Below are 21202 nucleotides of genomic sequence, written 5' to 3' on the forward strand. Positions count from 1 at the left end.
TGGAGCGATGGAAAGATGGTATAATTATAAAGCAAAGGATAGGCAGGGCGAGGACGTCACTGGAACGGTGTCAGGCTCAAACCGGCGGGAAGCGGCCCGGGTTCTTCAGGCTCAAAACTTGATTGTACTGGAAATCAGAGAAAAAAAGAAATGGGATGAGTTGTTTAAAAAAGAATTCAATATTCGGGTTTGCACAGTAACCGGCAGCGACTTCAGCCGTTTCTGCCGACAGTTTCATATCATGTTAAATGCCGGAATCCCAATTTTGACATGTTTGGAACTCATTGGTGGAGAGACTTCAAATACCGGCTTTTCTCGGGACATTTTGGGAGTCCGCCAACGCATTCAATCCGGAGAAAACCTCTCCCAGGCGATGGCCGCCTTTCCCAAGTCATTTCCGCCGTTATTTATTTTTATGGTGGAAGCAGGAGAAACGAGTGGACATCTAAATGAGATCCTGTTAAAAATGGCAGAGCATTACGACACGGAAGAAAGGAATCGGCGACAGCTCCAACAGACGCTTTTTTATCCAATGGTTTTGAGTATGGTGTTTGTAGTGGTTCTGATTTTTCTAATCACCATGGTACTGCCAACCTTTGCTGACATGTTTACAGTGATGGATGCCGAACTGCCGGGTCCAACCCGGTTTCTGATGGGACTGAGTCACAGTTTAAGTGTCCGGTGGCCAATCGTTCTATTAAGTCTGATGGGGCTGGCAGGCGGATTTGTGTTTTTAGGCGAAATTGAAACGGTGGCAAAGCTGAGGGATCGTTTGAACATAAAAATCCCGCTTTTGGGAGTCCTGAATCATAAAGTCTGTTTGGCCAGAGTGGCCGCAATCCTGGGTATGTTTCTGGAAAGCGGAGTTGATTTGCTGGTGGCATTATCACGACTAGAAGGTGTAGCGGATAATCGATACATTAAAGCAGAGCTGAGGAAACTTCGCAATAAGGTAACAAATGGAGTAAGTTTAAGCCAGGGAATGGCCGAAAGCGATGTTTTTCCCAGACTTTTTTGTCAATTGGTGGCGACCGGGGAAGCATCGGGATCCTTACCGGAAGTTTTGGAAACCCTAAACCGTATTTATACAGATGAGGTTCGATCTCGAATTCAGCTCCTTCATACATCATTGGAGCCGCTTATTCTGCTGGTGTTTGGAGGGCTGGTGCTGTTCATTCTGGCGGCCATTATGTTGCCAGTATTTGATATATATTCGGCATATTCCAGTATGTAGGTAAAACGTGTAAAAATAGATATGAGGAGATGAATATGGCAAAAAAAGCAGGGAGAAGCTTTGCATCGGGAATTGATTTTTATAAGCTGTTTTGGGTATTTATGATCGGCTGTTTTTTGGGAGTGGTCGTTGAAACCTTATATTGTCTGTTGACAAATGGATACATTCAAAGTCGTCAAGGGCTGATCTATGGCCCCTTCAATCCCGTTTATGGTTTTGGTGCAGTGTTGATGACGCTCGTACTTCACCCGATTGCGAATCGGAAATGGTGTATTATCTTTGCATTGGGGATGGTATTAGGTGGCGGTTTTGAATTTATCAGCAGCTTTGTGCAGCAGGCAACCACTGGAACGGTGTCATGGCAGTATCATCAGATGCCTTTTAACATTGGAGGGCGAACCAGCCTGCAGTACTCGTTCTATTGGGGGGCACTTAGTTTGCTCTGGGTAAAAGAAATTTATCCCTTGATGTCAAAATTGATTGAAAAGATTCCCAGAAATATCGGGGTGCCCTTGACTTGGCTTCTGGTTGTTTTTATGGTTTTTAACATGACCATGTCAGCCTTGGCCGTAAACCGCTGGAATGAGCGAATTCAGGGTATTCCGGCAAGTGGCGGCTTTGAGCAATTTTTGGATTCAACATATCCAAATAACTTTATGGATCAGATTTATCCGAATATGGTTCATGTCGGACATTGACCGTATCAAAAAAGGGCTTTCTCTGTAAGTAGGAGAAAGCCCTTTAAACAATGTGCTAATTAAATATGATTGCGCCCGGATAAAATGGCGTGACATTCGTTGTAATAGAATTTTTTTGCATCGCCGACGGTCAATTCATCGAACAGATGATAAAGGGTGATCGCCAGGGTTTGGGTCGTTTTGATGTCCAGATTGGTGCGTTGGCAGGTTTTTAAAAAGTATCCCATGCAAGCTTCCTTACTCCAGTCATCTCCCCCCAGAAATAATCGACGCAACTCTTCTTTGATTTCTTTTTCGGTCCATTGTGAATCAGTTGAAGAGACGGAATCTCGTGTTTCAGTCATTTAACCAGCTCCTTTCACTTCAGATAAATGCTTGATCGAATTCATTATAGCACAGCTTCAAAAAAACTGTAATGAGAATGGAGGGTAAAAATTTTTCTAAGTTTTTGTTAAGCAACGAAGGCAATAAATGAAAAATAAATTAAAATAATGCATAAAAAAATTAAAAAAGCACTGGATTTTTAAAATGTAATCGGTTATAATAAACCCATGGTGTGAAAACGTTTTAATTTCCTTTCTTAATTTTCTTAAAAAAGAGGTGTGCATGCATCTCTTTTTTATTTTTGGCCACTTGTTTATTAATATCAGCCGAGCTTAATTTTGGCTTATTCTCTAGATCCATTCCGGATTATCTGTTTTTTTTCTCTTGAAATATTTTCTATTTAAGGTTATATTTAACTTCGAGAGAACATCAGGAAAGTGGGGAATAAAATGAATGCAGTAAAAATTAAAGACGATATTTTTTGGGTCGGTGTGAATGATTATCAAACATCACTTTTCGAAGGGCTTTGGCCAATTGATCAGGAAGGGGTTTCCTATAATGCTTTCGTGATCAACGATGAAAAAGTCGCCATTATCGATACGGTAAAAACCATCAAAGCTGATGAATACATAAAAAAAATCAAATCCCTGATTGGTGATAAAAAGGTAGATTACCTGATTGTTAATCATATGGAGCCGGATCATTCCAGTGGGATTACTGATCTGCTGACAGAGTATCCGGAAATGGTCATCGTTGGGAATAAAAAAACCTTCCCGATCATGAACAATTTTTATAAGATAACCAAAAATCTTCACGAGGTTGGTGAAGGTGATACCCTTTGTCTGGGAAAACACACCCTCCAGTTTTTTATGACGCCGATGGTTCATTGGCCGGAATCGATGGTTACCTACGATGTCACGGATAAGGTACTCTTCTCCATGGACGTCTTCGGTAGCTTTAAAGCGCCAGTCGGCAGTATTTTTGACGGCGATAATGATTTGGACGCTTTTGAAGAGCCAACCCGTCGTTACTATGCCTGTATTGTTGGTAAGGTGGCCGGACAGGCATTAAAAGCACTTAATAAGCTGGGTGGTATTGAAATCAGTACGATCTGTCCTTCACACGGATTGATCTGGCGGGATAATCCCAAACATATTTTGGATATGTATGTAAAAATGAGTGCCAAAGAAACTGATCCTGGGGTTGTCATTGCCTATGGTTCGATGTATGGCTGTACCCAGAAGGCAGCAGAAATGTTAGCGATCGCCTTAAAGAACGAAGGTGTCAAAGAAGTGAAGCTTTATGATGTGGCTAAAACCGATATTTCGTTTATTATTTCTGATATCTGGAAATATAAAGGGCTGTTTTTAGGTGCCCCATCCTATTATGGACAAATTTTTCCCAAAATGGCCAATCTGCTTTATAAATTGGGTGAAATTAGAGTTGATAATCACAAAGTCGGTTTTTTTGCCGATTTCAGCTGGAGCGGTGGTGCAGATAAAAGCTTTAATGAATTTATTGAGCATGCCAAGGTGGATACCCTTAATGAAATCTTGATGATTAAGGGCACCCCAGACGAACAGGATGTCGCAGATTTAAATGAATTAGCAAAAAAAATGGCGAAAGAAATAATCCAGTAGAATAAAGCGTGAATTCGGTAGAAAAAACGGAGGGAGAAAACATAAATGAAAATCGTTGTGGGCATGTCAGGTGGGGTTGATTCATCGGTTGCAGCATTATTGTTAAAAGAACGTGGTTACGAGGTCATCGGGGTCTTCATGAAAAATTGGGAAGAACAGGATGAATCGGGAGTATGTACGGCCACAGAAGATTATGATGATGTGCGACGGGTGTGTGATGCCATTGATATTCCCTATTATACAGTGAATTTTGCCAAAGAATATTACGACTCTGTTTTTTCTTATTTTCTGGAAGAGTATAAAAAAGGGAGAACGCCCAATCCGGATGTTCTCTGTAACCGAGAAATAAAATTCAAGCGCTTTTTGGATTATGCATTGAAGGTTGTTGGGGGTGATTACCTGGCCACAGGTCACTATTCACAAATTGATTTTGTCAATGAACAGTATCGTTTAATACGAGCCTTTGATCATAACAAGGATCAAACCTACTTTCTTTGTCAATTGGGACAAAAAGAGCTGGCTGATGTGATGTTTCCGATTGGACATCTTTCAAAAGAAGAAGTGCGACATATCGCAGAAAAAAATAATCTGGCTACTGCCAGAAAAAAAGATTCCACCGGTATCTGTTTTATTGGCGAACGCAATTTTACCAAGTTTCTTAGTCAGTACCTACCTGCTCAGCCGGGCCAAATCGTTGATCTGGCCGGTAATGTGAAGGGGACGCATCAGGGGCTGATGTATTATACTCTGGGTCAACGAAAAGGTCTTGGAATTGGCGGCGAAGGAAGCGGCGAACCATGGTTTGTGGTCAGTAAAGATTTGGAGCGAAACGAATTGGTGGTCGTTCAGGGAGAAGACCATACAGCACTGTATTCAAAGTCGCTGGAAGCCACCGAAATGAATTGGGTGGGCGGGTATCCGCCAGCAAAAGAGTTCCGGTGTACGGCAAAATTTCGGTATCGCCAAGCCGACCAGGACGTAATGGTTCGGGTAGCTCCAGATCGGATTTACGTTGAATTTGACCAACCTCAAAAAGCAGTGACCCCGGGACAGGTTGTGGTTTTATACCAGGATAATATCTGTCTTGGCGGTGCAACCATTGAATCAATCGAAATGGTTTAAACAGGCAAAATAAATTAGTAAAAGAGCAATCTTAAATTAGCTTGCTCTTTTATTTTTTTTGAGTAAAAACCACGGTTTTATGGTAAACTATATTCAGTGATATTTGTATAATGGTGAAGCTTGTGAAGAGACAAGTGAAATTTGTAAATATAGAGAAAAGATAGCAGGATGACAGGGAAGGATTGTAGAAAATGAAAACGCCGTGTAATAAGTGTGGGAAAACAATCGGTTTTTTTGATAGAAGTTATAAGATTGAAAATGAAAAGTTAAATATAAAGTATGAAGGCCTTTGTAGCGATTGTAATAATGTTTTGAAAAAGGGCATTGAAAAACTGGATGACATGTATCAATGGATGATGAACAACCTTAAAAAAAACAAGGATGTTCAAAAAAATGGATTGGTTTCGGTCGAGGCAGATCTGCTGATATTATTGGCAGTTGAAGCACTCTTTTCGGTGGCTCCGGACTATTATCAATTAGATTCGCCTCTTAATCAAACTTTTATTCGCGCCAAAGAAAGCCGGGGTGTTGACCGGCAGCGGGACATTGTCCGGATCGTCCACATTTTGTTGCTTTATGGCTTTGAAGCCAATTTAAAAGAGCAGGGTTTGGACACCACCCGAAATTTTATTGCCTACATGATTCAAAATGAGCAATTTTTGGAAGAAGTGGAAGTCAATTGCGGTGTTGAGGAAGAATTGATCAAGGCGAACGTCTTTTTAAGCCGTCGGGGTTTGATCATTGATACGCTTGACAACCCCAAGCTGATCTATATTTCGATCCCCAGTGATTTATTGGTGGATTATCAGGTGCAATCTTCGGAAATTATAAACGAAGTAATTTTTAAAAATGTGTTTTATCCTTGGGATCGCAAAAAAAAGGTGGTTCTGACTCTTGTTTCCGAAAGTGTATTGTTTTCCGTGGCCAACGCCATTGATCGTTTTAACCAGAAGACCAGTAAACTTCAGGATAAGCTTAAAAAAGACAGTCTGGAGTATTTTAATGACCGGGTTGTGGAAGATTTGGAAAAAATAAAACCCGGCGAATTCATTGAGGCAATCCATTTGGATTGTTTGCTTTTGTGTATTGTCAAAAATCTAAAAAGTCAGAAAATGTTTTCGATGGAAGCTCTGTTTGATCCGAAGGGGACTGCAATTGAGTTGCTTTGGGCTTACTATCGACAGAACCTGCGAAATATGGGTATCGACAATAACGAAAAGATTGTCACCTATTTGTTGAAGAACTGTCTTTATGCCGAAGGCTTTAATATCAAACACGGCAATAAACCGAGTGACAAAGGCTGGGGATTTTTCACCACCAAGGGGTATATTATCTATTTTCGACGTAGTCGTCAGGTATTTTTCATCTATACCGAAACATTCCCCAATCCGCTCTATCATCCCTGCAACCGGGTGACTTATGAGGATAAACAGTATTTACAATTGATTATGAATAACGGCCGCAGTTTGGGAGAAGAACAGCGGGAACTGGATGAACTGATCTTTTATAGCGACGAACCGGAAACCATCACCCAGATGGAACGTTTTTTTGAACGACATAACCTTTATTATCAAATGGAAACATTTCTCAAGAAGCAGAAAGAAGTTCAGCGGAAACGGGAGAAATATCTGCAGGTCCAGCGGATTATCAACCACATTTTCAATGATTTCGGATTTTTGCCCTACTGTATCTATGACGAGTGGTATGTCATTCAAAATGAGCTAAAAAAAGATGATATCCTACTCAATAAACTTATTGATACGGATGCTGGTCTGAGAAAAAACTATACCCTGGGACAGATCACCTACGCTCCCAAAATCATCGAAGCTTTCAATCGGGGGGCCGAAGCCGTTCAAAACTCACTAAATATCGTCGAGGATTCAGTAGCCCGGGCAATCCTCTGGGTGGCCTTCAAGGAGGCTGTTACCGAGACATTGTCTCAAGAGTGGGTACGAATTGCTGGCGAAATTCTGGATAAGGACGATAATGCTCTGTCAGCCTTTTTTAAATACGTAAATCTTAAAAATATCGAGCCGGATAAGGTTTATTTTATGGGATTGTTTATCTACCATCTGATGGATCGGGAAATCCTGCAGGCAGATAATTTTCTGGAGAACTATGAGGGTGCTGTACGGATTTTCCTGGAGTGTCGTCGGGTTATTGAAGAGCCCCAATTAGCTGGGGATATTCTGCCAATGGATGAACTGTTGGAAGAGGTATTTCCGGAGAAGAAGAACGAAAGCAATCTATAAGGAGAAAAACCATGCGTGTTCTTTTAGTTGAGGATGAAAAACCTTTGGCGGCGGCGTTAGGAAAGATATTCGAGAAAAACAAAATCCTGGTTGATGTTGTCAATGATGGGATTGAAGGTAAGCTGCTCAGCGAGAATGATGTCTATGATGTGATTATCCTGGACATTATGTTACCGGGAATGACTGGGCTGGAGATTTTGCGTTCGATCCGGGAGGCGGGCAAAAATGTTCCGATTCTTTTATTGACCGCCAAAGACGATACCAAGGATAAGGTGAATGGACTGAATATGGGCGCCGACGATTACCTGGTCAAACCCTTTGTTACTGAAGAGTTGATTGCCCGGGTAAGGGCTTTGGGCCGACGACCTTGGGAGGTTTATCAGGACAATGTGATCCACTTTTCAAATATTTCGCTGAACATTAATTCCGGGGAACTGTATGTTGATGAAGTCTTAAACCGACTCACTGCCAAGGAAGCTCAATTATTGGAAATGTTTATCCGAAATCCTGGAATGACCATCTCCAAAGAGCAGATTTTGGATCGGATCTGGGGAATTGAGAGTATGGCAATGGAAAATAGTGTGGAGATTTATGTCCACTATCTGCGAAAAAAGCTGGACACCTCCCAGGCTTACATCAAAACCATTCGGGGGTTAGGTTATGTTTTAAAGGAGAAGGAGAATGTTAAGTCTTAACAAGCTTCGGATCAACCTTACCCTGATGAATACAGGAGTCCTGATTGGACTCCTATTATTTATTTCCATTTTTCTGTATGTCGTTTTAAGTATGGATGTGGAGACAAATGTCAATAACAATCTAAAAATATATTGTTCTCAACTCGCCAACGAAATTGAATATCTGGAACGTCAGGAAGCGGGAGAAGCAGTTACCGAGGAAGAAAAACAGGGGTATTTTGAATATACCCGAAGTCTCGTTCAAAATAATATCGCTTATGTAATTTTTGACCAACAGTTTAGTGTTTTGGATCAGTCCTATTCGTTACCGCTTGAAGAAGCAAAACTGGTGGAGATATCGAAACATTATTTTGCCGGGAATAAAGAAAAATATCTGATCAGCAATTACAAACAGGGTGACAGAGACTATAAAATTTGCACCTATGCAGTAGTCAATAAAAATGGCGAATTAAAAATGATTCAGGCGATAAAAAATATGGCTTCGGAACGATCACTACTGGGGAATGCCCAGGAAATGGTGGGATTTACCATTCTGATTGGGGCGTCACTATCCTTTTTAGGTGGTTATTTTTTGTCCGGGCGATCCCTGATTCCGATAAAAAAGAGTGTTGAACGACAGCAGGAATTTTTAGCTGATGCTTCCCATGAGCTGCGGACGCCAATCGCGGTGATCCAGACAAATCTGGAAGTGGTCAAGGCCAGCACCGATGAAAGCGTGGAAAGCCAGCTGACCTGGATCAATAATGCCTATGACGAGATCCGATGGATGCAGCATATTGTTGAAGATCTGATGTTTCTAGCCCGGGCCGATTCCGGGGATATGGTGATACAGCAGGAAGCGGTCGATTTGACCTATACAATCAAGGTGGTCTGCGAAAAAATGGCACCCTTAGCTGGAAAAAAGGGTATTGCTTTGATCAATAAGCTGGATGAGACTCTTTTCATCACCGGAGACGAAAAACAGATTACTCAGCTTCTGGTAATTCTTTTAGATAATGCCATCAAATATAGCGGTGAAAATACTATTATTCGGATTATCGGAAAGCAAACTCTCCAAGGCGTAGCGGTGGAAGTCATCGACCAGGGGATTGGGATTCCCAAAGATGAGATCAACAAGGTCACCCAACGGTTTTATCGGGTTGACAAAGCCCGTTCCCGAACGGAGGGGGGCACTGGTCTGGGTTTATCGATTGCCAATTGGATTGTTGACGAGCACCATGCTGGGATGATTATCGAAAGTGAAGAAAAAAAAGGAACCAAGATTACGTTGAATTTTGATAAGGGGGTAGAGAAAAAATGAGCAGTTTAAAATTTTGCGGTGATGAGATTATCACCGGGCCAGGCACCCTGGATGCCATAAAAAAGATCGATGGACAGCGGTTCTTTTTAGTAACCGGAAAGTCAGCCTTATTCAGAAATGGAACAATCAAACGGGCCGAAGGGCTACTAAAAGAAAGGGCCAAAGCTTATGATATCCTCAGTGGGGTCGGAGCGAATCCCAGTGTCATTGATGTGGAAACGGGTTTGATTAAGATGAAAGATTTCGATCCGGATGTGGTCATTGCCATCGGCGGTGGTTCAGTGCTTGATGCGGCCAAGGTGATGACGCTGATGTGCGAATACCCGGGATTAACAATTGAGGCAATCAAAAATGGTCAGACACCGGAAAAACGGGAACGGATTAAACTGGTCGCGATCCCCACAACCTCGGGGACTGCCTCGGAAGTCACCCGGGCAGCGGTGATTACCTTCCCGGAAGAGAACATTAAAATCGGACTTAAGACCAAGGCCTTTATTCCCGATCTGGCGATTCTGGATGGGGAGCTGGTGCTATCAATGCCGACCTCCGTGATGGTTGAATCGGGAATGGATGCCTTGACTCATGGCCTGGAAGCGATGATCAATAAAAACGCCGATGACTTTACCAAAACCATGGCCAGAGGGGCAGTAGAGGGGCTGCTTGGGCACCTGCGCCCGTCTTTTGAAAATGGGGATATCGAAAGCCGCCAGCATGTCCATAACTTTTCCTGTCTGGCCGGGTTTGCTTTTCAGAATGCCGGATTGGGAATGGATCATGGGATTGCCCATGCTTTTGGGGGGCGTTTTGGAACCAGTCACGGGCTCCTCAATGCGATTGCCCTGCCCTTTGTTTTGGAATATAATCAGCGGGATCTTCAGGTAGCTGAGGATCTGGAGAAGTTATCCCAGTTAATCGGTAAAAACATCATTGACGAAATCAAAACGCTAAATCATAGCTTTGGTATCCCTGGTTCATTTCAGGCCGCCGGGATCCCGGAAGAACAATTTAAAGCACACTACGAGGAGTTATTGAAAAATTCACTGCTGGGCTCCACTCAGCGGAATCCTGTGAAAATGGATGCGGCTGAAATGGATAAGGTTTTAACCAGCATTTATTATGGAAAAAGGCAATTTTAGTCATGAAAAAATGCGGTAGTTGGAAAATTTGTAAAGGCCCAATCAAGGCAGTAGAGCTTTCTCATCTACCAGTGAAATAAATTAGTTAATTGCAAAATGAAAAGACATCAAACAATCATTGCTTTGGATGCAGTTTCCACAAGTGATTTCGTAACGTGTAGGCGAACAGTTCATCGAACTGTCCGCCGTACAGTGTAGAAATTGTTTCGTGCGAAACTGGGCGCAAAGCTTACGGCAGTTTCGCAATTATCTAGATGAAATAAATATTTAGGAGAACACATGAGTTTATTAGACGGGTTAAACGCTCGACAACGAGAAGCAGCAGAAACCATCGATGGGCCGCTATTAATACTAGCTGGGGCCGGATCGGGAAAAACACGAACCATTATCCATCGCATTGCCCATATTATTGAAACCGGACAGGCATGGCCTTCGCAGATTCTGGCTATCACTTTTACCAATAAAGCCGCTGGTGAAATGCGGGAACGAATTGCCAAAATGAATATAGAAGACAGTAAACGGATCTGGATGTCGACTTTCCATGCCATGTGCGCCCGGATCATGCGATCCCATGCCCAATGGCTGGGTTATGATGACAATTTTGTTATATATGATATGGACGATCAAAAACGACTGTACAAGAGCTTGATTAAAGAATTGGGTCTCAATGACAAATATTTTACCAATCAGTTTTTAAGTGGTGAAATCTCCACTGCCAAGAATAACTTTGTTAGTCCTGACGCCTATCTGAAAGAAAATTCTGGAGATTTCAGGAAAGAAAAGGTGGCCATTTATTATAAACGCTACCAGGAGAGTCTCAAAGCCAACAATGCCATGGATTTTGATGATCTGATCTATAATACCCTGGTATTATTTAAAGGCTTTCCCGAAATTCTCGAGCAATATCAGAATCGTTTTAAATACATTATGGTCGACGAATACCAGGATACCAATCACAGCCAATATGAGCTGGTCAATCTGCTGGCTGCCAAATATAAAAACATTTGCGTCTGCGGTGATGACGACCAGAGTATTTATGGCTGGCGGGGTGCAGATATCAATAATATCCTTGACTTTGAAAAAGACTATGCCAATGCCCGGGTCGTTAAACTGGAAGAGAATTATCGTTCCACACAAACCATCCTGGATTGTGCCAACAGTGTCATCGCCAGAAACACTGGTCGCAAGGAAAAGGCTCTGTGGACGAATAATGACGGCGATGAAAAAATCATGATTGCCTCGTTTAACCAGGGCTATGACGAAGCCCGTTTTATTGTGGATGAGATTAATGACACGATCAATAAGGGACAGGGTATTTATGGCGATTTTGCCATTCTTTATCGAACCAATGCTCAGTCCCGATTGTTTGAAGAAGCCCTGATGCGGGCCGGTCTACCTTATCAGCTAATCGGCGGAACCGGATTCTACTCGCGAACCGAAATCAAGGACATCATTGCTTATTTGAATGTCCTCAGTAATCCCAAAGACAATATGGGCTTTATGCGGATTGTCAACGTGCCTAAGCGGGGAGTCGGTTCAGCAACCATTGAAAAAATTGCCGAATATGCCAATTTTAAAAGCTTCAGCCTGATGCAGGCCTTTCATCACGTCGAAGAAATTCCGGAACTGAGCCCCAGTGTCAAAAACAAGGTTCGGGCCTTTAGTGAGCTGATGAAGGAACTGGCAGCGATCCAGGAGACGGCCAGCTTAAGTGAGCTGATTGCAGCGGTGATTGAAAAAACCGGTTATCTGGAAATGCTGGAAACCGGAAAAATGGACAAGGGCGAAAGTCGGCTGGAAAATCTTCAGGAACTGGTTTCCTCGGCCACCGACTTTGAAAAGAACAGTGATGATCAAAGCCTCAGTGCCTATCTGGAAACCGTGGCCTTATCGTCAGAAACCGATAAGTACGATGGCGATCAGGGTAAGGTGCTGCTGATGACCCTGCATAATGCCAAGGGCCTGGAATTCCCGATTGTCTTTATCCCCGGTCTGGAAGAAGGAATCTTCCCCCATGGTCGTGCCATGGATTCCCCGGAGGACATCGAAGAGGAACGGCGCATCTGTTATGTGGGTATTACCCGGGCGATGAAACGGCTGTATATTTCCTGGGCTGCCGAAAGAACCCTTTACGGTCGCCGTCAATTGCAAACCCCGTCGCGATTTTTAAAAGAAATGCCGGATCAGGTATGCGTCGAAAATAAGCAGCGCTACGAGCGGAAGCCGGAAATCGACATTGAAAGCAAAAAGAATAAAACCTTTTCCGAACGGGTAACTCAGTCGAAAGTGGCGATCCGCAGAAATAATGCCAATACCGTTAACTTGAACAACAGTTCTTCGGAAAATAATTTTGGGCTGACGGATAAGGTCAAGCATAAAAAATTTGGCCTTGGTACCGTGGTGGAAGTCAAAAATAACATGATTTCGGTGGCCTTTCCGGGGGTCGGGATCAAAAAAATGGATCCGACCTTTGTGGAAAAAGCATAGTTAATAAGCAATTAAGGATAGGAAATGCGTATGAGTAAAATCCGAATTGAAAACTTAAAAAAAGAAATTGAAGCTCATAACAGAGCCTATTATCTTGAAGATGCCCCCCTGATTTCGGACTATGACTATGATCAGCTGATGAAGGAACTGATTGATTTAGAAACCCAAAACCCGGAGTTAATTACTCCGGATTCCCCGACCCAGCGGGTTGGCGGCAGTCCTTCTGAAGGTTTCGAGAAGGTGGTTTATAGCCGTCCCAAGCTGAGTCTTAGTAATGCCTTTGATGCCGGGGATCTTAGGGATTTCGACCGCCGGGTGCGGCAAACCTGTCCTGAAGCCACCTATGTGGTGGAGTATAAATTCGATGGGTTAACGGTCGTGCTCAATTATGAAAATGGTTTATTTGTTCAGGGGGCCACCCGAGGCGATGGGGAAGTCGGAGAAAATGTCACCAGCAATCTCAAAACGATCCGGTCGATTCCGTTACGTCTTACGGAGTCGGCAACCCTGGAAGTCCGGGGCGAAGTGTTTATGGGCAAGGCCGATTTTGAAAAGCTGAATCAGCGGCGCCAGGCTGAAGCGGAAAGCTCTTTTGCTAACCCGAGAAATGCCGCCGCCGGCTCCCTGCGGCAATTGGATCCCAGGTTAACGGCCTCCCGTCCGCTGGATATTTTTATCTTTAATCTGGAAGCGGCGACAGGGTTTGAACCCAAAACGCATCGGGAGACGTTGATCTATTTAAAAAAGCTGGGTTTTAAAACCAGTGCGGTTAAAACTTTTAATGATATTGAAGCGATCATTGACTATTGCTGCGAGATGGAAGTGGAACGACGAGAGCTGCCCTTTGAGATTGACGGTTTGGTGATAAAAGTGGATGAATTATCCTATCGGGAACAGTTGGGTAACACCTCAAAGAGCCCTCGTTGGGCGATGGCTTATAAATTTGCCCCAGATCAGGCACTGACTACCGTCGATGCCATCACCGTTCAGGTCGGCCGAACGGGCGCTCTGACCCCGGTGGCTGAACTTAGGCCGGTATCATTGGCGGGATCGGTGATTGCGCGGGCGACCCTCCATAATGAGGACAATATCCGCAATAAAGATATTCGGATTGGCGATCAAGTGGTAATCCAGAAAGCCGGTGATGTAATTCCGGAAGTGGATCATGTGGTGTTTGAAAAGCGATCGGGCAACGAGGTGGTTTTTCAAATGCCAAAACGCTGTCCAGTATGTGATGAACCGACCTTTCGAATTGAGGGAGAAGCGGTAACCCGATGTCTGAACATGGCATGTCCGGCCCAGGTGTTTCGCAAACTGGTGCATTTTACCTCCCGGGATGCGATGAATATCGAAGGATTGGGGCCGGGGGTGTTGCGATTGTTGATGGACGAGCAGCTGGTGAGCAACCCGGTCGACATCTATCATCTCGATCACAAACGAGCGCAGCTGGTTACCCTGGAAAAGCTGGGCGAAAAATCGGTAGACAATCTTCTGGCCGGGATTGAAGCCTCTAAAAAGCGGGAACTGTCACGGCTGATTTTTGGTTTGGGGATTCCCCTGGTGGGTGCCAGAGGGGCGAAAATTTTGGCCGAGCATTTTAAGAAAATGGACAATCTGATCTTGGCCCAAGAAGACGATCTCAAAGCGATCTTTGAGATCGGTGAAAAAATGGCTGCCGAAATCGTCGATTTTTTTCAGACCCCCACCAATCTTGAAATTATCAGCGGGTTGGCAGCGGCTGGGCTCAATATGGTTCAGGAAACCCATCAGGAGTCTCAAACCCTGGTTGGCAAGACCTTTGTACTCACTGGCACTCTGCCCACCCTGGATCGCCGGGAAGCCAAAGCCCTAATCGAAGCCAATGGTGGCAAGGTAGCTGGCAGCGTCAGCAAAAAAACTGATTTTCTTCTATCCGGGGAAAAATCCGGGTCAAAATATGCCAAAGCACAGGAGTTGGGAATTGCAATAATTGATGAAGATGCGTTTTTGGCTCTTGTCAGGGGTGGTAGGTTTGATCTATAATGAAGGGTGATTTTTAGAATCAGACTGACAGCTTTGGCTGTTAACATAGAAAATCAGTGCATTTATGCTAAATGAAGTGCGAAAAAAGTGACCAAAAGAATAAGATTGAAAGTCAGCAGCAAAGAAAGGATACGAACTATGAGTTTAACACGAGAAGATGTCACCTACGTGGCCAATCTTGCCCGTTTGGAATTTTCCGAGGATGAAGTGACCGCTCTGGCCGACCAACTGGGAGCCGTGCTGGATTATGCCGAAACCCTCAGCGGACTCGATACCTCCCATATTAAAGCCACCGAACATGTGTTGGCGGTTCAGAATGTGTTTCGGGAGGACGAAATCAAGTCCTGCCTGACTAATGAAGAAGCATTGGCTAATGCGCCAGAGAGCGAAGCCGGGTGCTTTAAGGTTCCCCGGGTTATGGAATAGGAGGCAATAATGGAATTATATCAAAAAACCATACATGAAATAAATGACCTTCTGGATAAAAAAGAAGTCACGGTTACGGAGGTCACCCAGGCGGTGGTTAACCGCATTAACGCCGTCGAAAAAAATACCGATGCCTATCTCAGTCTCCAGACCGAGGAAGCATTGGAGGCGGCTCAGGGGCTGGATACCGAGCTGTCCGGGCGAACCCAAAGAACCCCGCTGGAAGGGATTCCTTACGGACTCAAAGATAACATGTGCACCAGAGGGATCTTGACCACCTGTGCGTCAAAGATGCTGTATAACTTTAATCCCCCTTATAATGCCGAGGTTTATGATCGGCTAAGCGAAGCGGGGGGGATTTTGTTGGGAAAAACCAATATGGACGAGTTTGCCATGGGTTCTTCCACCGAAAACTCTGCTTATAAAAAGACCCGTAACCCCTGGGATTTAAATAAGGTACCTGGTGGTTCCAGTGGTGGATCAGCTGTTGCCGTAGCTGCTGATACCGCCTTTTATACGCTGGGATCGGACACTGGCGGATCGATCCGTCAGCCCGCCTCGTTTTGCGGCGTGGTGGGGATGAAACCAACCTATGGTCTGGTCTCCCGTTATGGTCTGGTGGCCTTTGCCTCATCACTGGATCAGATTGGACCGTTCACCAAGGATGTCGAAGACTGCGCCCTGGTGCTGAACGCCATTGTTGGTCATGATGCCAAGGATTCCACCTCTCTCAATCTGGAAAAAATCGATTATACGAACAACCTCAAACAAGGAGTTAAGGGGTTAAAAATTGGCGTGGCCAAAGAATTTTTCGGCGAAGGTCTGCAACCGGAAGTCCGCAAAAGTCTGGAAGAGGCCATAGCCATCTATAAAACTCTGGGGGCCGAAATTGTCGATGTGTCTTTTCAGCATCTGGACTATGCCTTGTCCGCCTACTATATGATTTCGTCGGCTGAAGCTAGCTCCAACCTGGCCCGTTATGACGGTATCCGTTATGGTTTCCGGGCCGAAGAATACAGCGATCTGGTTGATCTTTATAAAAAAACAAGAAGCCAGGGTTTTGGCGACGAAGTAAAGCGACGGATCATGTTGGGTACCTATGCGCTTAGCTCGGGGTACTATGACGCTTATTATAAAAAAGCCATGCAGGTGCGAACCATCATCAAAGCCGATTTTGATCAGGTCTTTGGCGGCTGTGATGTATTGCTGACGCCAACGGCACCGACCACGGCCTTTGGGATTGGCGAAAAAACCAGCAACCCGTTGGAGATGTATCTGACCGATATTTATACCGTACCGGTTAATATTGCCGGGATTCCCGGGATTTCAATTCCTTGTGGTCTGGACAATAGCGGAATGCCGATTGGGATGCAGCTGTTAGGGCCGATTTTAAGCGAAGAGACGCTGTTAAAAGCCGCTTGGGCCTTTGAGCAGGAATCCGGTCTGACGAATTTAAAAGCATCATTGGGAACGGAGGTCTAAATCATGGAATATGAAATTGTCATTGGAATGGAAATCCATGTGGAGTTAGGCACAAAAACAAAGATATTCTGTTCGTGTCCAACCGAGTTTGGTCAGGATGAAAACACCCATACCTGTCCGGTGTGTTTGGGGATGCCGGGAGTCTTGCCGGTACTTAATGAAAAAGTGGTTGAGTATGCCACCCGGGCCGGTTTAGCACTGAATTGTGAAATTGCTCATTTTAGCAAGATGGATCGAAAAAACTATTTCTATCCGGATTTGCCCAAAGCTTATCAAACCTCGCAATTTGATTTGCCGATTTGTACCGGTGGTGCAGTCGGCATTGAAGTCGACGGAGTTAAAAAAGATATTGGGATTACCCGCATCCATATCGAAGAAGATGCCGGTAAGCTGCTTCACGAATCGGCTGATGGAACTCTGTTGGATGTCAACCGTTGTGGCGTCCCCTTGATTGAGATCGTCACTGAGCCGGACCTGCGCAGTGCCGAGGAAGCGCGGGCCTTTGCTGAAAAGGTTCGGAATATTCTGGAATATACCGGGGTTTCTGACTGTAAGATGGAACAGGGCTCGATGCGTTTTGACGTGAATCTGTCAATTCGTGAAAAGGGCACCGAAGTGTTGGGAACCCGAACCGAAATGAAAAACCTGAACTCTTTCCGGGCATTGATCCGAGCTGTTCAGTATGAAAGTAAACGCCAGATTATCGAACTTAAAAAAGGACGGGAAATCATCCAGGAAACCCGTAAATGGGATGATACCAAAGGGGTTTCCTCATCGCTTCGAAGCAAGGAAGAAGCCCACGATTATCGGTATTTTCCGGAACCGGATCTGGTACCGATTGTGTTGGAACCGTCCTATATTGAAAGAATTAAAAGTAAACTGCCGGAATTGCCGGAAGCTAAAAAGAAGCGTTATGTGGAAGAATATAAACTGCCGGAATATGATGCCGGGGTGCTGACGACCACTGGTGTTACCGCCCGCTTCTTTGAAGAAGCAGTGGCTTTGTATAACGAACCTAAACAGATTTCGAACTGGATGATGGTGGAAATTCCGCCACTGTTAAAAGAAAATGAACAGAGCATGGAAACCATCACCATTACCCCGGCGCTATTGGTGGAACTTTTGAAACTTGTCAGGGACAAAGTCATCAGTGGAACCAGCGGCAAGGAAGTTTTAAAAGAAATGTTTGTTTCCGGTAAAAATGCCGGTGATATCGTAAAAGAACAGGGACTGGCGCAGATGAGCGATACCGGTGAGCTGGAAGCGATCATCGAAAAAATTGTTGCGGATAATCCCAAATCGGTTGAAGATATCGGGGCTGGTAATGAAAAAGCGTATGGTTTCTTAACCGGACAGGTGATGAAGGCCACCAAGGGAAAGGCGAATGCTCAGGTTGCCAACGAAATTATTCGGGCGGTTGTTGCCAGACATTTGGCTTAAGATGCGTTAACGGGGATAGTATTAAAAACGAAAATTTTGACTAAGGGATTATTGCATCGTTGCAGTAATCCCTTAAAAAATAATTAACAAAAAAAGGAAGAATATGGAAAATAGTGAGATAATAGAAATGGAACAACAACGAATCGACGGTCGGGCGGCCAATGAATTACGACCGATGCGGGTGACCCGCAACTTTATTAAGCATGCCCAGGGGTCAGTACTGATCGAAGTGGGTGATACCAAGGTTATTTGTACTGCAATGGTGGAGGATAAGGTGCCGCCATTTTTAAAAGGCCAAAAAAAGGGCTGGGTTACTGCCGAGTATGAAATGTTGCCAGCGTCGACCAATACCCGCAAAAGCCGAGATCGAAATCGCGGTAAAATTGATGGTCGAACCATGGAAATTCAGCGCTTAATCGGTCGGAGTCTGCGATCCGTCATTGATCAGACCATGCTCGGGGAACGAACCATCTGGATCGATTGCGATGTGATTCAGGCCGACGGTGGAACCCGAACGGCAGCAATTACCGGCTCATTTCTGGCGCTTCATGATGCCCTATCAGGGTTGATCGAGGCCGGGAAAATTGCCGAAATGCCGATTACCAATTATGTTGCTGCCACCAGTGTGGGAATTTATCAGGGCGAAGCCGTTGTTGATCTGTGTTATGTAGAAGATTCAAATGCCGAGGTGGATATGAATATGGTGATGACCGAAGCTGGCGAAATCATTGAAATACAGGGCACTGGTGAAGAACGGCCCTTTAAAAAGGAAGAACTGCAAAAACTATTGGAGTTGGGTGAAGCGAGCATCAAAAGAATCATCGCCTTCCAGAAAGATACATTACAGGATTAACGGGTAAATGATAATGAGAACGATACTGTTAGCGACTGGAAATCAGGATAAGGCCAAAGAGTTAAAAGCAATGCTGGGCGACGATTTTGAAGTCATGACGATGAAAGATTTAAATATTGATCTGGATATTATTGAAGATGGGCTGACCTTTGAAGCGAATGCGCTGATCAAGGTACGGGCCTTGCAGCCCTATGTTCAGGGCAAAGAGCTGATTATTATGGGAGACGATTCCGGTTTGTCGGTAGACTGCCTTGGTGGAGCCCCGGGAATCTATTCAGCCCGTTATGCTGGCGACAATGTCAGTTATGAAGACAATAATAATAAACTCCTAAAAGAAATGGCCGACGTGCCGGACTGGCAGCGGGGCGCTGCCTTTATCACAGTCATTGCGATGATTTTGCCGGATGGTCGGGAGTTGACCTGTGAAGGATTGGTTCGGGGAAAAATTGCCAGCAACTATTGTGGCAGCGGGGGATTTGGCTATGATCCACTTTTTATTCATGAGGCATCCGGACGTTGCTATGGTGACATGAGCAAGGAAGAAAAAAACCGCCTCAGTCACCGGGCCGTTGCCATTAAAAAGGCCCGGGAACTGCTGAATCAGGCACTATAAAAAAACTCGACAATGGAGGGTTTTTATTTACACGGAAAGAATAAGGGATGGGGGATAAAATGAAAATTGGCGTAATGAGTGACAGCCACGGCAATCTGAAAGCTGTAAAACAGGCCGTTGAAGAAATGGGTCCGGTGGATGTCATTATCCATTTGGGGGATTATGTGGAAGATGCGCTGTATCTGCGAACGATCACGAACGCCCCCGTTCACATCTTAAAGGGCAACTTGGACTCGTTTGCTGATCAGGGTAGTATGTCACTGGAAACCACATTAGGTGGGTTTAGAGTGTTTGCCTGTCATGGTCATAAACACGGGGTCAAGAATGATCTGCATCATCTTTACTATGCCGGGTTGGAAAAGAGTGCGCAAGTGATTCTCTATGGACATACCCACCACGCTTACATTGAAGATGATGGACAGGTGTTGCTGATGAACCCCGGTTCAGTAGGGGCACCCCGCTTGGATGATCCCGCAAGCTATGGGCTGATTACCATTGAAGCGGGGGAAATTGAGGCTAAAATCATCCCGCTTTGGAATGATTGACCATAACAGAAAAAGGAGACAAGCGATGCTCAGTGTAAGAGATGTATCAATGACCTATCAAAAAGGAAAAAAAGAGGCTTTAAAAAACATCAATTTAGAAATTGCTGAAGGGGAATTCACAGCCCTGTTGGGACAAAATGGGGCGGGCAAAAGCACTTTAATCAATATTCTGGCCGGCAATGTGAAAAAGACCCGGGGAAGTGTCAGTATCGGTGGTTATGATCTTGATAAGAAGGAACTGGAAACAAAAAAGATTATCGGCATCGTGCCTCAGGATACGGGTTATGATTTTGTATTTACTGTTGATGAAGCCCTGAAAAAGCAATCCGGTTACTTTGGGATTAAAAACAACAAGGCCTATATTGATGAAATTCTGGAGGCTCTGTACTTAACTGAAAAACGTAGTGCCCGCATCCGTGATTTGTCTGGGGGGATGCGCAGACGGTTTCTGATTGCCAAGGCGCTGGTTCATAAGCCCAAAATCCTGATTCTCGATGAGCCAACAGCGGGTGTTGATATTGAAATGCGACATACCTTATATGATTTTCTGGTCAAGCTGCATCAGTTTGGAACCACGATTATTCTGACCACCCACTATATTGAAGAAGCCGAAAAGCTGTGCAAACGGATTGTAATTATTGATGGCGGGAAAATTATTGCTGATGAACCCAAAGAAGAACTGATGGATGCCTTTTCCCGGGAGTCGATCATCGAGGTTCACTTTGATCAGGTGCTTAATCTGGCCGACTTTGATTTTTTAAGTGACTATCATCCGCATATCGAAGATAAAACCAGGCTGCAGCTGAAAGCCTCAAAAAACGACTTGTCCAAAGTCTTTAGGCAATTATCAGAGAAAAATATGGAATTCACTAATCTGGTGGTGGAAAGACCAAAACTGGAAGATATTTATTTAAATATTATTAAACATTAGGA

At 44.4% G+C, this 21202-nt stretch carries 18 protein-coding genes; 17 read left to right on the forward strand and 1 reads right to left on the reverse strand.

The features are described from left to right. The first annotated feature begins 7 nt into the window (after positions 1-7). Complete coding sequence (locus Q7P33_RS15030; protein WP_303871557.1) at positions 8-1234, forward strand: type II secretion system F family protein; 1227 nt, start codon at positions 8-10, stop codon at positions 1232-1234. 35 nt (positions 1235-1269) lie between these two features. Next, positions 1270-1932: a putative ABC transporter permease gene (locus Q7P33_RS15035; RefSeq protein ID WP_303871559.1), complete on the forward strand. Its 663-nt coding sequence runs from the start codon at positions 1270-1272 to the stop codon at positions 1930-1932. 59 nt (positions 1933-1991) lie between these two features. On the opposite strand, the gene Q7P33_RS15040 is transcribed toward Q7P33_RS15035, so the two are convergent. Further along, entirely contained in the window at positions 1992-2276 is a 285-nt protein-coding gene (locus Q7P33_RS15040) for a hypothetical protein (RefSeq protein WP_303871561.1), read from the reverse strand. A 429-nt stretch (positions 2277-2705) separates the two neighbouring features. Between Q7P33_RS15040 and Q7P33_RS15045 the strand changes: the two genes are divergently transcribed. The 15 genes from Q7P33_RS15045 to Q7P33_RS15115 all read left to right on the forward strand — a co-directional run bounded on the left by Q7P33_RS15045 (position 2706) and on the right by Q7P33_RS15115 (position 21200). Further along, entirely contained in the window at positions 2706-3896 is a 1191-nt protein-coding gene (locus Q7P33_RS15045) for an FprA family A-type flavoprotein (protein ID WP_303871562.1), read from the forward strand. A gap of 45 nt (positions 3897-3941) precedes the next feature. Next, a complete protein-coding gene (mnmA, locus tag Q7P33_RS15050) occupies positions 3942-5018 on the forward strand; it encodes a tRNA 2-thiouridine(34) synthase MnmA (protein WP_303871563.1) in 1077 nt (358 codons plus the stop codon). A 311-nt stretch (positions 5019-5329) separates the two neighbouring features. Continuing rightward, on the forward strand, positions 5330-7270 hold the full coding sequence (locus Q7P33_RS15055; RefSeq protein ID WP_303871564.1) for a hypothetical protein: 1941 nt from the start codon (positions 5330-5332) through the stop codon (positions 7268-7270). Between the two features lie 11 nt (positions 7271-7281). After that, on the forward strand, positions 7282-7965 hold the full coding sequence (locus Q7P33_RS15060) for a response regulator transcription factor (protein ID WP_303871566.1): 684 nt from the start codon (positions 7282-7284) through the stop codon (positions 7963-7965). After that, entirely contained in the window at positions 7952-9265 is a 1314-nt protein-coding gene (locus tag Q7P33_RS15065; RefSeq protein WP_303871568.1) for a cell wall metabolism sensor histidine kinase WalK, read from the forward strand. Before Q7P33_RS15060 ends, Q7P33_RS15065 begins: the two co-directional genes overlap by 14 nt. Then, the gene (locus Q7P33_RS15070) at positions 9262-10401 is read left to right on the forward strand and encodes an iron-containing alcohol dehydrogenase (protein ID WP_303871569.1); all 1140 of its coding nucleotides are present in this window, start codon (positions 9262-9264) and stop codon (positions 10399-10401) included. The genes Q7P33_RS15065 and Q7P33_RS15070 overlap by 4 nt, the downstream gene beginning before the upstream one ends. A 279-nt stretch (positions 10402-10680) precedes the next feature. Continuing rightward, a complete protein-coding gene (gene pcrA / locus Q7P33_RS15075; RefSeq protein WP_303871571.1) occupies positions 10681-12888 on the forward strand; it encodes a DNA helicase PcrA in 2208 nt (735 codons plus the stop codon). A 24-nt stretch (positions 12889-12912) separates the two neighbouring features. After that, positions 12913-14910 (forward strand): NAD-dependent DNA ligase LigA, encoded by a 1998-nt coding sequence (gene ligA, locus Q7P33_RS15080; RefSeq protein WP_303871572.1) that lies wholly within the window; start codon positions 12913-12915, stop codon positions 14908-14910. A gap of 138 nt (positions 14911-15048) precedes the next feature. After that, positions 15049-15336: an Asp-tRNA(Asn)/Glu-tRNA(Gln) amidotransferase subunit GatC gene (gene gatC, locus Q7P33_RS15085; protein ID WP_303871573.1), complete on the forward strand. Its 288-nt coding sequence runs from the start codon at positions 15049-15051 to the stop codon at positions 15334-15336. Between the two features lie 9 nt (positions 15337-15345). Further along, positions 15346-16818, forward strand: a complete 1473-nt coding sequence (gatA, locus tag Q7P33_RS15090) for an Asp-tRNA(Asn)/Glu-tRNA(Gln) amidotransferase subunit GatA (RefSeq protein ID WP_303871574.1) — start codon at positions 15346-15348, stop codon at positions 16816-16818. A 3-nt stretch (positions 16819-16821) separates the two neighbouring features. Further along, on the forward strand, positions 16822-18258 hold the full coding sequence (gene gatB, locus Q7P33_RS15095) for an Asp-tRNA(Asn)/Glu-tRNA(Gln) amidotransferase subunit GatB (RefSeq protein WP_303871576.1): 1437 nt from the start codon (positions 16822-16824) through the stop codon (positions 18256-18258). Between the two features lie 103 nt (positions 18259-18361). After that, positions 18362-19111, forward strand: a complete 750-nt coding sequence (rph, locus tag Q7P33_RS15100) for a ribonuclease PH (RefSeq protein ID WP_303871578.1) — start codon at positions 18362-18364, stop codon at positions 19109-19111. 13 nt (positions 19112-19124) lie between these two features. Then, on the forward strand, positions 19125-19724 hold the full coding sequence (gene rdgB / locus Q7P33_RS15105) for an RdgB/HAM1 family non-canonical purine NTP pyrophosphatase (RefSeq protein ID WP_303871579.1): 600 nt from the start codon (positions 19125-19127) through the stop codon (positions 19722-19724). Between the two features lie 59 nt (positions 19725-19783). Further along, positions 19784-20269 carry a metallophosphoesterase gene (locus Q7P33_RS15110; RefSeq protein ID WP_303871580.1) on the forward strand — a complete coding sequence of 162 codons (486 nt, stop codon included), beginning with the start codon at positions 19784-19786 and terminating at the stop codon, positions 20267-20269. Positions 20270-20294: 25 nt separating this feature from the next. After that, on the forward strand, positions 20295-21200 hold the full coding sequence (locus Q7P33_RS15115; RefSeq protein ID WP_303871581.1) for an ABC transporter ATP-binding protein: 906 nt from the start codon (positions 20295-20297) through the stop codon (positions 21198-21200). The last annotated feature ends 2 nt before the right edge of the window (positions 21201-21202 follow it).

The sequence above is a fragment of the Acetobacterium wieringae genome (genome assembly GCF_026646375.1).
Taxonomy (GTDB): Bacteria; Bacillota; Clostridia; order Eubacteriales; family Eubacteriaceae; genus Acetobacterium; species Acetobacterium wieringae_A.

What these genes read in the sequence shown, in the direction of transcription:
- Q7P33_RS15115 (WP_303871581.1), top strand. Translation starts at nt 20,295, where the DNA reads ATGCTCAGTGTAAGAGATGTATCAATGACCTATCAAAAAGGAAAAAAA.
- mnmA (WP_303871563.1), top strand. Translation starts at nt 3,942, where the DNA reads ATGAAAATCGTTGTGGGCATGTCAGGTGGGGTTGATTCATCGGTTGCA.
- Q7P33_RS15040 (WP_303871561.1), bottom strand. Translation starts at nt 2,276, where the DNA reads ATGACTGAAACACGAGATTCCGTCTCTTCAACTGATTCACAATGGACC.
- gatA (WP_303871574.1), top strand. Translation starts at nt 15,346, where the DNA reads ATGGAATTATATCAAAAAACCATACATGAAATAAATGACCTTCTGGAT.
- Q7P33_RS15065 (WP_303871568.1), top strand. Translation starts at nt 7,952, where the DNA reads ATGTTAAGTCTTAACAAGCTTCGGATCAACCTTACCCTGATGAATACA.
- gatB (WP_303871576.1), top strand. Translation starts at nt 16,822, where the DNA reads ATGGAATATGAAATTGTCATTGGAATGGAAATCCATGTGGAGTTAGGC.
- Q7P33_RS15045 (WP_303871562.1), top strand. Translation starts at nt 2,706, where the DNA reads ATGAATGCAGTAAAAATTAAAGACGATATTTTTTGGGTCGGTGTGAAT.
- Q7P33_RS15110 (WP_303871580.1), top strand. Translation starts at nt 19,784, where the DNA reads ATGAAAATTGGCGTAATGAGTGACAGCCACGGCAATCTGAAAGCTGTA.
- Q7P33_RS15060 (WP_303871566.1), top strand. Translation starts at nt 7,282, where the DNA reads ATGCGTGTTCTTTTAGTTGAGGATGAAAAACCTTTGGCGGCGGCGTTA.
- Q7P33_RS15030 (WP_303871557.1), top strand. Translation starts at nt 8, where the DNA reads ATGGAAAGATGGTATAATTATAAAGCAAAGGATAGGCAGGGCGAGGAC.
- Q7P33_RS15035 (WP_303871559.1), top strand. Translation starts at nt 1,270, where the DNA reads ATGGCAAAAAAAGCAGGGAGAAGCTTTGCATCGGGAATTGATTTTTAT.
- rph (WP_303871578.1), top strand. Translation starts at nt 18,362, where the DNA reads ATGGAAAATAGTGAGATAATAGAAATGGAACAACAACGAATCGACGGT.
- rdgB (WP_303871579.1), top strand. Translation starts at nt 19,125, where the DNA reads ATGAGAACGATACTGTTAGCGACTGGAAATCAGGATAAGGCCAAAGAG.
- Q7P33_RS15070 (WP_303871569.1), top strand. Translation starts at nt 9,262, where the DNA reads ATGAGCAGTTTAAAATTTTGCGGTGATGAGATTATCACCGGGCCAGGC.
- ligA (WP_303871572.1), top strand. Translation starts at nt 12,913, where the DNA reads ATGCGTATGAGTAAAATCCGAATTGAAAACTTAAAAAAAGAAATTGAA.
- pcrA (WP_303871571.1), top strand. Translation starts at nt 10,681, where the DNA reads ATGAGTTTATTAGACGGGTTAAACGCTCGACAACGAGAAGCAGCAGAA.
- gatC (WP_303871573.1), top strand. Translation starts at nt 15,049, where the DNA reads ATGAGTTTAACACGAGAAGATGTCACCTACGTGGCCAATCTTGCCCGT.